The sequence below is a fragment of the Lentzea sp. NPDC058436 genome (assembly GCF_042721515.1).
Lineage (GTDB): Bacteria > Actinomycetota > Actinomycetes > Mycobacteriales > Pseudonocardiaceae > Lentzea.
Genome location: NZ_JBHXLF010000006.1, coordinates 40605 through 52254, shown reverse-complemented (window position 1 = coordinate 52254; position 11650 = coordinate 40605). Strand labels below are relative to the sequence as shown.

General features: G+C 69.9%; 12 protein-coding genes. 5 read left to right on the top strand and 7 right to left on the bottom strand.

The annotated features are described in order from the left end of the window. Positions 1-24: 24 nt before the first annotated feature. The 3 genes from ACFWN2_RS23655 (at position 25) to ACFWN2_RS23645 (ending at position 2164) form a co-directional block, all read left to right on the top strand. Positions 25-510, top strand: coding sequence for a hypothetical protein (locus ACFWN2_RS23655; RefSeq protein WP_382430660.1), 486 nt, complete (start codon positions 25-27; stop codon positions 508-510). A gap of 223 nt (positions 511-733) precedes the next feature. Continuing rightward, positions 734-1267 carry a hypothetical protein gene (locus ACFWN2_RS23650; protein ID WP_382430658.1) on the top strand — a complete coding sequence of 178 codons (534 nt, stop codon included), beginning with the start codon at positions 734-736 and terminating at the stop codon, positions 1265-1267. A gap of 141 nt (positions 1268-1408) precedes the next feature. Then, on the top strand, positions 1409-2164 hold the full coding sequence (locus ACFWN2_RS23645; protein WP_382431177.1) for an alpha/beta fold hydrolase: 756 nt from the start codon (positions 1409-1411) through the stop codon (positions 2162-2164). 90 nt (positions 2165-2254) lie between these two features. On the opposite strand, the gene ACFWN2_RS23640 is transcribed toward ACFWN2_RS23645, so the two are convergent. The 5 genes from ACFWN2_RS23640 to ACFWN2_RS23620 all read right to left on the bottom strand — a co-directional run bounded on the left by ACFWN2_RS23640 (position 2255) and on the right by ACFWN2_RS23620 (position 8835). Then, positions 2255-3919 (bottom strand): fumarate hydratase, encoded by a 1665-nt coding sequence (locus ACFWN2_RS23640; protein ID WP_382430656.1) that lies wholly within the window; start codon positions 3917-3919, stop codon positions 2255-2257. 253 nt (positions 3920-4172) lie between these two features. After that, the gene (locus ACFWN2_RS23635) at positions 4173-5162 is read right to left on the bottom strand and encodes a sigma-70 family RNA polymerase sigma factor (RefSeq protein ID WP_382430654.1); all 990 of its coding nucleotides are present in this window, start codon (positions 5160-5162) and stop codon (positions 4173-4175) included. Between the two features lie 268 nt (positions 5163-5430). Beyond that, positions 5431-5856 carry a D-aminoacyl-tRNA deacylase gene (gene dtd, locus ACFWN2_RS23630; RefSeq protein WP_382430652.1) on the bottom strand — a complete coding sequence of 142 codons (426 nt, stop codon included), beginning with the start codon at positions 5854-5856 and terminating at the stop codon, positions 5431-5433. Then, entirely contained in the window at positions 5853-7340 is a 1488-nt protein-coding gene (locus tag ACFWN2_RS23625; RefSeq protein WP_382430650.1) for a methyltransferase, read from the bottom strand. The genes dtd and ACFWN2_RS23625 overlap by 4 nt, the downstream gene beginning before the upstream one ends. A 10-nt stretch (positions 7341-7350) precedes the next feature. Beyond that, on the bottom strand, positions 7351-8835 hold the full coding sequence (locus ACFWN2_RS23620) for a PucR family transcriptional regulator (RefSeq protein WP_382430648.1): 1485 nt from the start codon (positions 8833-8835) through the stop codon (positions 7351-7353). A 77-nt stretch (positions 8836-8912) separates the two neighbouring features. Here ACFWN2_RS23620 and ACFWN2_RS23615 point away from each other — a divergent pair, with 77 nt between their 5' ends. Continuing rightward, on the top strand, positions 8913-9227 hold the full coding sequence (locus tag ACFWN2_RS23615; RefSeq protein WP_355302216.1) for a DUF3099 domain-containing protein: 315 nt from the start codon (positions 8913-8915) through the stop codon (positions 9225-9227). A 79-nt stretch (positions 9228-9306) separates the two neighbouring features. On the opposite strand, the gene ACFWN2_RS23610 is transcribed toward ACFWN2_RS23615, so the two are convergent. Then, the gene (locus ACFWN2_RS23610; protein WP_382430646.1) at positions 9307-10185 is read right to left on the bottom strand and encodes a carbohydrate kinase family protein; all 879 of its coding nucleotides are present in this window, start codon (positions 10183-10185) and stop codon (positions 9307-9309) included. Continuing rightward, a complete protein-coding gene (locus ACFWN2_RS23605) occupies positions 10182-11072 on the bottom strand; it encodes a pseudouridine-5'-phosphate glycosidase (RefSeq protein ID WP_382430644.1) in 891 nt (296 codons plus the stop codon). The genes ACFWN2_RS23610 and ACFWN2_RS23605 overlap by 4 nt, the downstream gene beginning before the upstream one ends. Before the next feature lie 31 nt (positions 11073-11103). Between ACFWN2_RS23605 and ACFWN2_RS23600 the strand changes: the two genes are divergently transcribed. Then, complete coding sequence (locus tag ACFWN2_RS23600; protein WP_355302211.1) at positions 11104-11352, top strand: DUF3039 domain-containing protein; 249 nt, start codon at positions 11104-11106, stop codon at positions 11350-11352. Positions 11353-11650 lie beyond the last annotated feature (298 nt).

The following is an 11650-nucleotide window of genomic DNA, read 5'->3' as shown; positions in this document are numbered from 1 at the left end:
TGAGCGCGGTTCCGTCCTTCTCACATGAGGCACATAGGAACCGTAGTTGGCACTGGCGTACTGCTGCTCGTCATCTCGGCCTGTGGCAGCGCGCAGAACGCGGCGCCCGGAGCGGGTGGCGGTGGCGAAACGCTGCCCACCGCCACCTCATCCGCGGAGCCGTCGTCCGAGGTACCGCCGAACACGTCCCCCGGTGAAGTTCCGCCGGACGGCAAGCCGGTGACGAAGCTCGACGCGAACGCGTTGCCGCCGGACCAGCCGCGCACCGCGTGGACGGTGGGTGACGGGAAGACCGTCGGCGTCGTCGGCCAGGAGGGCGGCTGCGGCAAGGCCAGCGCGTCCGTGCTGGAGCAGACCGCGGACGCGGTGAAGATCGAGCTGCTGGAGACGACGCCGCTGACCAAGCAGATGTGCACCATGGACATCCGCTTCCCCCCGCTGACGGTGCAGCTCTCCGAACCCCTCGGTGAGCGCACGGTCGTGCTGACGTCGCGTCAGGAACAGAAGTAGACCTTCCTCCCCACGGTGCCCGGTCGGCACCTGCCCCCGCCGGCCGGGCATCTCCCCTTCTTCGATCTCACCTTCGTCCTGTCCGGACACTTCTCGGCCCAGGGTTCTCGGCGGAGACTTCCCGCTGGGGACTTCGCGCTGGAAACCTCCGCCAAAATTCGACCGGACAGGTCGCAGGACATTTCACAGGGACTTCTTGTCCCGGTTTGCGAGGATGGTGCGCATGAGAAACGCCGTCGCTGCCGTTGCTCTCGCCGTCGTGCTCGCCGGCTGTTCGTCCGGCACGCAGTCCGGCGCGCCCGGCTCCAGTTCACCGGGCACCGCACCCACGGGCACGACCGCGCCCGGTTCGAGCGGCACCCCCGGTTCGTCGTCGGGGGCCAACCCCACGGCCCCGGCCCAGCCTCCGGTCTCGATCTCGGAGGAGAAGCCCGTCATCCCTCCGAACGTCACGCCCGTGGCGAAGGAGAAGGTCGACACGACATCGTTGTCAGACACCTACCGCGACGAGGCCTACGTCTTCGGCGACGGCCGTGACGTCGAGGTCTTCGGCGTGGGCGGCGGCTGCAAGGAGGCCAGGGCCGAGATCACCGGCCAGTCCGCCGACGTCGTTCAGATCACGCTGGTCACCATCACCAAGCAGCCTCCCGGCACCATGTGCACTCAGGAGGTCCGCCAGGTGCCGCTGACCGTCCGCCTCGACGCGCCGCTGGGCGACCGCCGCCTGGTGTTGGAGTCCCGCGAAGAGACCGGCTGACGCCGCAGCGCTGAGCTGGGGCACTGAGCTGGGGCGCTGGTGTGAGTCGCTGGCACGGGACCCTCAGTACAGGGACACTGATATATGGATCTTGAGCCTGTCGACCTGGCGCATGGCGACCGCGTACTGCGCGTATACGACGTGGGTACCGGCGTCCCGGTGTTCTGGTGCCACGGAACACCCAACCTGGGACTGCCTCCTGAGCCGCTGTTCCGTCCGGGCGTGCGCTGGGTGTCCTACGACAGACCCGGCTACGGCGGCTCCACGTCCGTGGGCGACCGGCCCGTCGGAACAGCGGCAGCCGATATATCGCACATCGCCGACGAGCTCGGCATCGCGCGGTTCGCGGTGGCCGGTCACTCCGGCGGCGCACCACACGCCCTCGCGTGCGCCGCCCTGGTGCCGGACCGCGTGACCGCCGTGCTCGCCATCGCCCCGCTGGCGCCGTTCACCGCCGAAGGCCTCGACTGGTTCGCCGGCATGATCGCTTCGGCCAGGGGGTCCTTGGGAGCAGCCACCGCGGGCCGTGCGGAGAAGGAGCGCTACGAGGCGTCCGGCGTCGAGTACGTCCACGAGTTCTCCGAGGCCGACCTGGCCACGTTGCGGGGGCCGTGGTCGTGGCTCGGCGGAGTCGCCGGGCCGGCGCTGCCGGACGGTCCCGGCCCGCTGATCGACGACGACCTCGCCTACGTCGCGCCGTGGGGATTCGACCCGGCGACCATCACCGCGCCGACCCTCCTGCTGCACGGCGACGCCGACGGCATCAACCCGTCGGCGCACAGCCGGTGGCTGGCGGACCGCATCCCCGGTGCGGAGTTGCGCCTCACGCCGGGCGACGGCCACATCTCCGTTCTCGACCACGCCTCGGACGGCCTCGACTGGCTGCTGGCGCGCTGACTCAGGCGACGGCGACGACCTCGACGCCGAAGCGCACCTCCGTTTCAGCAGTACGAACGCACTGCCGAAACGGAGGTTTCGTAAGAGGGTCTAACGGCGGAAACTGATCTGCAGGGTCGGGGTCGACGTCTCCGCGAAGAAGTCGTTGCCCTTGTCGTCGACGACGACGAACGCGGGGAAGTCCTCGACCTCGATCTTCCAGACCGCCTCCATGCCCAGTTCGGGGTACTCGAGCACCTCGACCTTGCGGATGCAGTCCTGCGCCAGCCGCGCCGCCGGGCCACCGATCGAGCCCAGGTAGAAGCCGCCGTGCGTCGCGCACGCGTTGGTGACCTGCTTGGAGCGGTTGCCCTTGGCGAGCATCACCATCGAGCCGCCCGCGGCCTGGAACTGCTCGACGTAGGAGTCCATCCGGCCCGCGGTGGTCGGACCGAACGACCCGGAGGCGTAGCCCTCGGGCGTCTTGGCCGGACCGGCGTAGTAGACCGGGTGGTCCTTCATGTACTGCGGCATCTCCTCGCCTGCGTCGAGGCGCTCCTTGATCTTGGCGTGCGCGATGTCGCGGGCCACGACCAGCGGGCCGGTCAGCGAGACGCGGGTCTTCACCGGGAGCTTGGTGAGGATCTCGCGGATCTCCGCCATCGGGCGCGTCAGGTCGATGTTGACGACCTCGTCGGACAGGTCCTCGCCCTCGATCTCGGGCAGGAACTGCGCGGGGTCGCGCTCCATCTGCTCCAGGAACACGCCCTCGGCCGTGATGCGGGCCTTGGCCTGGCGGTCGGCCGAGCACGAGACCGCGATGCCAACCGGCAGCGAGGCGCCGTGGCGGGGGAGACGGATGACACGCACGTCGTGGCAGAAGTACTTGCCGCCGAACTGCGCGCCGATGCCGAAGTTCCGCGTGAGCTCCAGGACCTGCTCTTCGAGGTCCTTGTCGCGGAACGCGTGGCCCGCCGCGGAGCCCTCGGACGGCAGGTTGTCGAGGTAGCGGGCCGAGGCGAGCTTCGCGACCTTGAGGTTCTGCTCCGCGGACAGGCCGCCGACGACGACCGCGAGGTGGTACGGCGGGCACGCGGCCGTGCCGAGCGAACGCAGCTTCTCGTCCAGGAACGTCGCGAGGCGCTTCGGGTTCAGCACCGCCTTCGTCTCCTGGTAGAGGAACGTCTTGTTCGCGCTGCCGCCGCCCTTGGCCATGAACAGGAACTCGTACACGGGCTCCTGGCCGGGCTTGTGGAACACCTCGATCTGCGCGGGCAGGTTCGTGCCGGTGTTCTTCTCGTCCCAGAACGTCACGGGAGCCATCTGCGAGTAGCGCAGGTTGAGCTCCTGGTAGGCCTCGTAGACGCCGCGGGCCAGCGCCTGCTCGTCGTCACCGCCGGTCAGGACGGTCTCGGAGCGCTTGCCCATGATGATCGCCGTGCCGGTGTCCTGGCACATCGGAAGCACGCCGCCGGACGAGATGGCGGCGTTGCGCAGCAGGTCCATGGCGACGAAGCGGTCGTTGCCGGACGCCTCGGGGTCGTCGATGATCTTGCGCAGCTGGGCGAGGTGCGACGGGCGCAGCAGGTGCTGGATGTCGCGGATCGCTTCCTTCGCGAGCAGCGTCAGCGTCTCGGGCGCGATCTCCAGGAACTTGCGGTCACCGGCCTCGACGAGCTTGACCCCGTCGGAGGTGACGAGGCGGTACTCGGTCTCGGTGTCCTTCGCGAGGGGGAGGACGTCGGTGTACTCGAATGTGGTGGGCACGGGGTACACAACTCCAACGGTGTGCAGTTCGGATCAGAAAACCGTACCGCCACCAAAGGGACGTACCGCTGCCACGGCGTTGTTCCGTGGCCCACATACGCGGAAGGCCGGGGCGGCCCCCGGCCGTCCCGACCTTCCTTCGCGTGCTAACCCGACTCACGACGGGCGTCGCGTGGCTCTGGTAACGCCCGACCGTGCCGTGAGTTGAGTCACAAGTCAATACTGCCGGACAGGTGAAACCGGACCGTGACGACTTCGGGGACTACGAGGCGTAGGCGCGGAGCTTCGCAGCGCGTTCGCCCTGGCGGAGCTTCGACATGACCTCGCGCTCGATCTGACGCACCCGCTCGCGCGACAGGCCGAACCGCTTGCCGATCTGGTCGAGCGTGCGCGGCTGACCGTCCTCCAGGCCGTAGCGCAGCCGGATCACGGCCTGCTCACGCGGCTCCAGCGTCGCGAGCACGCGGCGCAGGTCGTCCTGCAGCAGCCCGGAGATGACGGCGCTCTCGGCGTCGGTCGCGTCCGAGTCCTCGATGAAGTCACCGAGGGGAGCGTCCTCCTCCGTGCCGACCGGCATGTCGAGCGATACCGGGTCACGGGCGTGGTCGAGCAGGTCGGCGACCTTGTCGACGTTGAGGCCGGCCTCCTTCGCCAGTTCCTCGTTCGTCGCCTCGCGGCCGAGCGTCTGGTGCAGGTCGCGCTTGATCCGCGCGAGCTTGTTCACCTGCTCGACGAGGTGGACGGGGAGGCGGATGGTGCGGCCCTGGTCGGCCATGCCGCGGGTGATCGCCTGGCGGATCCACCACGTCGCGTACGTCGAGAACTTGAAGCCCTTGGTGTAGTCGAACTTCTCGACCGCGCGGATCAGACCCAGGTTCCCCTCCTGGATCAGGTCCAGCAGCGGCATGCCGCGGCCCGTGTAGCGCTTGGCCAGCGACACGACGAGACGCAGGTTGGCCTTGAGCAGGTGGTCCTTGGCGCGGCGGCCGTCGCGGACGAGCGCCCCCATCTCCTCGCGACGGGTGGGGGTGAGGCGCTTGGCCGTCTCCATGACGTGCTGAGCGAACACACCGGCCTCGATGCGCTTGGCCAGTTCCACCTCCTCCTCGGCCGTGAGGAGCGCGGTCTTGCCGATTCCGTTCAGGTAGACTCGAACGAGGTCGGCTGCTGGTCCCTGGGCGTCGAGTTCGTGCTCGACGACGGTGGGCGTGTTCTCTCCGACTTCACGGTCGGAGATCCTCGTGACGGTCATGGATCTCCCTCCCCCTGGTGCGGGCGACGCTGCTGTCGGTCAGGCCTGTAGCTCCTGAACGAACAGTCGCGCGTGGCGGTCAAGGCGGCGCGGCGCTGCGCCCTGGTGGCCGGTTGCGGCGGGCCCGCTCGGGATCCCATCGCTAGCTGGCTGATACCTGGGTAACGAAGACGATTCCGAATTCGTTCCCGACTTCCATGACCTGAAGACGTCATCGCTGTCACAGCGGTTGCGCGACTAATCTGAGAACTGCCTGAGAACCCTTTAGTCAGAGCTCTACGATCACCGTGAACGGGCCGTCGTTCACGCTCCGTACCTTCATCTCGGCTCTGAATCGTCCCGTTTCGACGCGCGCGCCCTTTTGGCGTAGTTCCTGCACCACGGCGTTCACCAACGGTTCCGCGTGCTCGGGCCGGGCGGCCGCCGTCCAGGACGGACGGCGACCCTTCCGCGTGTCCCCGTACAGGGTGAACTGGCTGACGACCAGCAGTGGAGCACCCGTGGACTCGCACGACCGCTCGTCGTCGAGGATGCGCAGCCCGTGCAGCTTCTGCGCCATTTTGCGAGCGTGGTCGTCCGTGTCGTCGTGGTGTACGCCGAGCAGCACCAGCAATCCGGGCTCGTCGATCGCGCCGACGATCTTCCCTTCGACTTCGACACTCGCTTCTGTGACGCGCGCCACAACGGCTTTCACGCGGGAATCAACATTCCGTGCCGGATGAGATCACGAACGATCGGCAAGGCCGCTTCGGTGTCGATTTCTCCGTAAGCGAACTCGAGCAGCGAGAGCAGGTCCTCCAGCGGCAACGCGCCGTTGCAGCCGGCGACGAGCTTCGCGGTCGCCTCGTCGACCTCGTGCTGCCAGCCGGGCCCGTCCGTGCGGTGCAGGCGCGCGACGACCTTGCGCCAGCCCTCGTCGCCCGGCTCGGACACCTCTTCGAGCAGCACGGTGTCGGCGACCCGGAACCGCTGACCCAGCAGGTCGGGGTTCGCGCGCAGCCACGCGACGTTGTCGAGCCAGCGCGCCGCCTCCGGGCCCAGCGGGTCGTCGTAGGCGTGGCGCAGGTCCTCGCAGATGACCTGTGAGTGCATCTCATCGGTGCGACGCAGTGTCACGTAGCCGAAGCCGACGCCCTGGACGTCGTTCTCCTCGAACCAGTCCAGCCACGCCGCGGCCTTCTGCCGGCCCTCGGGGCTGCGCGGGTCGACGCCCGCGTCCTTGAGCCACGTGCCGACGTACAGGGCGGGCTCGGCGATGTCGCGCTGCACGAACCACGCGTCGATGCCGCCGCGGGGCAGCCAGCCCGAGACGCGCTCCTCCCAGTCCTCGCCCCTGCGGTGCACCCACGACGCGAGCAGCTGGCCGACGCCGCCCTCGTTGAGGAACGCGGGCAGCTGCCGGATGACCAGCGCCGACGCGTCGTCGCCGCCCAGGCCGGAGTCGCGGTAGACGTAGTCGACGCGCGGCGGGCCGACGACGAACGGCGGGTTGCACACGATGTGGTCGAAGCGCCGCTTGGCGACCGGCCCGAACCACTCGCCCCGCAGCGTCTCGACGTCGAGCTCGTTCAGGCGGAACGTGCCCTGCGCGAGCCTGAGCGCGCGCTCGGACAGGTCGGTCGCGGTGATGCGCTCGGCGTGCTTGCTCGCGTGCAACGCCTGGACGCCGCAGCCGGTGCCGAGGTCGAGCAGCGTGCCGACCGGGGTGCGCTTGGTCGCGCGGGCGAGGCTGATCGACGCGTGGCCGACGCCGAGCACGTGGTCCTCGGGGACCGCTCCGCCGCGCACATCGGAGTCGAGGTCGGCGACGACCCACCAGTTGTCCTCGTACGGCCGGACGTCGAGGCCCGCCCTGAGATCTCCCGCGTTCCTGTCGACGGCGAGGATCTCGTTCTTGACGGCGTCGTCGATGTCGACACCGGCGAGCGCGGCGCGGACGTCCTTCTCCGGCTCCTCGTCGCCGAGCAGGAACATGCGGATCAGCGTGCCGAGCGACCCGGCGTCCCTGCTCGCGCGGCGGGCGGGCTCCGGCTCGCCGCGGCCGAGCGCGGCGTGGGCCTGCGGGCCGAGCGCGTCGACGACGCCGTCGGCGGTGTAGCCGGAGTTCAGGAAGGCCTCGCGCAGACGGGCGCAGAGATCGGCAGAAAGATCGGGGTGCACGGGAGGAGATGCTTTCACGCCCCGAGGTTCAGCGCGTGATCCGGAGGGCGATGGCCATCGCGAGCCGCTGGTCGGGGTCGTCGAGGGGGAGCGGTGTCACCTCGGACATCTTCTGCATCCGGTACCTCAACGTGTTCGGGTGCACGTTGAGCTCCTTCGCCGCCGCCCGCACGTCGCCCTGGGCGGCGAGCCACGCCCTCAACGTTGTCGCGTACTGCGTCCCGTACTCGGCGTCGTACCGCAATATATTGGATATCGGTCCGCGGGTGGGCACACGCCCGGCGTCGGCGACGGCGGCGAGCCGTTGCAGCAGCACCTGCGCCCACGCGTCGTCGTATACAACCGGTGCACCGGTGGAGAGCGCGAGGCATTCATCGGCCTCCTGCCGCGACGACGGCAGCTGCGTCGCCTCGGCCGGGCCACCGATGCCCGCCAGCACCGTCGCCTCCGCTGGAAGCTCTCGCACCAGTGAACGAACCCACCCGACGGCGTCGTCGGCGGCGGGGATGACGGTGTAGAGGACGTTGCCGAACAGGGCGCTGCGTCCCGGCCGCGACCACCCGAAACCCGCGGTCGCCCGCTGGAACGCGAGCACCGCGGCGCCGTGCTCGCCCTCGCCGGCGTGGGCCTGGACGGCGATCACCCGCAGATCGGCCGACGGCAGCCCGAGCCGCGCGACGTCGGCGGACTCCGGGTGCTCCAGCAGCCTGATCACCAGATCCGCCTCGGCCTGCCGTTCGAGGTCCGTCGACGCCCGCGACCGCAACAGGTGCAACGCCGCCGTGCGCGCGCCGTCGACCAGCGCGGCGCTCCTCGCCGCGTCGACCGGCCCCGTCACCTCCACCCACACCGATCCGAGCAGCTCACGACCGGCGCGCACGGCGGCGACGAGCCGGTTGCCGAGCTGCGGGGTCAGCTTGGGCACGAAGATCGGTTCGTCCGACGACGCGAGGTGCGTGAACACCCCGAACTCGTCCAGTGCCCGCCGCGCTTCTTCCGGCACCCGCCGCCCGAGGATGGTCTGCACGCGGACGGGGTCGACGTCCTCCTGCCGGTAGGAGTACGCGAGCACGCGGGACTGCTGGTCCTCGATCGTCACCGGCCCGCCGACCACGCCCGCGATGACGTCGGCCAACCCGAACAGGTCCCCGGTCCGCGTACCGCCGTTGACGAGCGTCTGCGTGACGTTCGCGAGCTGGCTCCACGGCACCGACGGGTCCACGAGCAGCACGGCCGCGCCGGACTTCTTCGCCGCGGCCACCACCCGTTCGTCGAGCGGGGGCCTGCCGTGCAGGACGACGGCGGAGGCCGCGGTGGCCGACACGAGACGTGCCGCCGCGGCGACCGAGGGCGTGCCGAGACCGAGAAGTACGTCACCTGTGGCGGCAGGAGTGTTTTCCGCCGGGTCGTGCAGGGCAACTCCACGGAGTTCGGCGTCACGGCCCCTCGGCGCGCAGGCCAGATGCGTGCCCAGGCTGCCGAGCACGTCCACGAGCCGATCAAGGGCGACCACTCGCGGATGTTAACCGCCGACCGGCCGTCCCGGCCGTCACTCGGACGTGGGACCATAGGAGATGTGGAGGTGGTGTCGTGAGCAGTCCCGACCGGAACGACACCCCGGTGTTGATCACCGAGGCGGCCCCGTCCTACGAAGAACAGCACGCCGCCCGGCGCAGGAAGTACGCGATCATGATGAGCCTGCGCTTCCCGTGCCTCATCCTCGCGGCGTTGTTCGCGCACACCTGGTGGCTCGCGCTGTTCTTCATCGTGCTGTCCGTCCCGCTGCCGTGGATGGCCGTGCTGATCGCGAACGACAGGCCGCCGCGCAAGACCGAGAAGGCGAACCGCTACGAGGTCGAGCGCCGCGCCATCGCTCCGAAGAGCACCACCGTCATCGACGGCTGACGCGACGCAAGCGCTTCGCCCGCGGCTGAACCGCACCGATATATCAGCTGACAGCTGATATATCGGCTGAGGCCGAGACCTACCGGGGTGGCTGGGCGCCGACGACGCCGACCGCGCGAGAACCCGCACGGACACCACCGAGCAGGGCGTCCCGCTTCGAACCTCCGGCCAGCCACGCCGCGAGGAAACCCGCGTCGAACGCGTCGCCCGCGCCCGTCGAGTCGACGCACTCGGTGACTTCAGCGGGGACCGAGATCACCTCGTCCTGGTCCACCCAGCTCGCACCGTCGGGCCCCGACGTCACGACGACGGCGCCGACGTGCGACAGCAGCGACTTCGCCGAGGCCGGTTCGGGCGAACCGGTGAGGGCGAGGAGCTCGTCGGCGTTGGGCAGCAGGAAGTCGACCCCGCGCACGTCGGCCAGGAACGCCTCGGCCGAGTGGATCAGCACGGCCGCCTGGGGGTCGACGGACGTCGTCCAGCCCGCCGCGTGGGCGGCCTCCAGCACGGCGAGGCCCGCAGGACGTGAGGTGGCGTCGAGCAGCACGTAACCGGACAGGTGCAGGTGGCCGTTCGTGCCGGCGAGCAGGCCGGGGTCGAGGTCGGCGGGGGAGAAGCGGGCGTTGGCGCCGCGGTCGGGCAGCATCGAGCGCTGGCCGTTCTCGTCCACGAGCACCACGACGCAGCAGGTCGCGAGGTCCGGGTCGACCGCGAACGCGCACTGCACGCCCGCGGAGGTCAGTTCGGCGTGGACCTGACGTCCGGCGGAGTCCGCTCCGACACGCGCCACCAACACCGGCGACGCACCGCACGCGGCGAGCCACACGGCCGTGTTCGCCCCCGCGCCGCCCGGTTCGATGGTGACCTTGGCGCGCACGTCGCCGCCGTGGGCGATGGGGCCGGAGTGGCGGGCCACCACGTCGAGGCCCGCGTCACCGACGACGACCACAGGCCTCATCGGGCCAGCTCGACCGCGGTCGCGGCGGCCACCGAGGCGTTGTTGACGACGAGCTCCTCGTTGGCGTCGAGGCTGACGCCCTCGCTCGCGGTGTGGAAGTGCTCCAGCAGGACGGGGCTGACGTCCTTGCCGCGCACGTCCTGGTCGACGAGCTTCTGCAGGCCCTCGGCCAGCAGACGGTCGTGCAGGCCGGCGTCCATCTCGAACGCGGCGGGGATCGGGTTCGCCAGCAGCATGCCGCGACCACCGGCCGCGAACACGGCGGCGGCCTCGGCGGCGTTCTCGACGCGCCACGGCACGTCGAACGCGGACTCGCGGCGGTAGAAGGCGGGGAAGCGGGACGTCCGGTAACCGACGACCGGCACCGAACGGGTCTCCAGGACCTCCAGCGTCGCGCCCATGTCGAGGATCGACTTCACACCCGAGCAGACGATCAGCACCGGCGTCGTCGCCACCACGTCGAGGTCGGCGGACACGTCCCACGTCTCCCGCGCCCCGCGGTGCACACCGCCAAGGCCACCGGTCGCGAACACGCGGATGCCGGCCTGGTGCGCCAGCGCCGTGGTCGAGGCCACGGTCGTAGCGCCGCTGCGCCCCAGCGCGTAGGCGGCACCGAGGTCGCGCAGCGAGAGCTTCACGAGGTCGCCGGAGTTGCAGACGCGGTCGAGCTGGGCAGCGGAGAGGCCGATGTGCGGCACACCGTCGAGCACGGCGATCGTCGCGGGAACGGCACCGGCCTCCCGCACCACCTTCTCCAGGCGTGCGGCGACGGCCAGGTTGCGCGGCGCGGGCAGGCCGTGGGACAGGATCGTGCTCTCCAGGGCGACGACCGGCCGGTTCTCGGCCAGGGCGGCGGCAACTTCATCAGCGATGTGCAGCGTGGTCACGAGGGGACATCTTCCCAGGTACCCTGGGCGCGTGAGCACCCAGACTCTCCCCGAGGTCGACGTACGGCCGGACGAGACCGACCAGTCCTCGGACGACACGCCGAAGATGTTCCACTACGTGCGCAAGGCGAAGATCGCCGAGAGCGCCGTGATGGGCACGCACGTGGTCGCGCTGTGCGGCGAGGTCTTCCCGGTCACGCGGTCGCCGAAGCCCGGCTCGCCGGTGTGCCCGGACTGCAAGAAGATCTACGAGAACCTCCCGCCCGGCGGAGACGAGTAAGACACCTCTCCACACTGACAGCAGCGCCCGGCGCCTCGATCCCCCCCATCGAGGCGCCGGGCGCTGCTGTTTTCCGGGCCACTGTCGTGATCATGTGAGCGATACGTGAGCGGCGCCTGGTTGCATTCGCGCCCGTTACACCCACACGAGTGAAAATCCGCATATTGATCTGCAGTTGAAGCCCTGACACGGTTCACGCCGGACCTGGGGAAGGGTCCTCACAACCGAAAACTCTGGGGGGAACGCGTTGAGACACGCGTGGTCAAGTGGTGCGCGCAGACGCACGCGCAGACAGTTC

Excerpts from the sequence above, each read along its gene's own strand:
- ACFWN2_RS23635 (WP_382430654.1), bottom strand. The coding sequence starts at position 5,162 with ATGACCGTCACGAGGATCTCCGACCGTGAAGTCGGAGAGAACACGCCC.
- ACFWN2_RS23610 (WP_382430646.1), bottom strand. The coding sequence starts at position 10,185 with ATGAGGCCTGTGGTCGTCGTCGGTGACGCGGGCCTCGACGTGGTGGCC.
- ACFWN2_RS23650 (WP_382430658.1), top strand. The coding sequence starts at position 734 with ATGAGAAACGCCGTCGCTGCCGTTGCTCTCGCCGTCGTGCTCGCCGGC.
- ACFWN2_RS23655 (WP_382430660.1), top strand. The coding sequence starts at position 25 with ATGAGGCACATAGGAACCGTAGTTGGCACTGGCGTACTGCTGCTCGTC.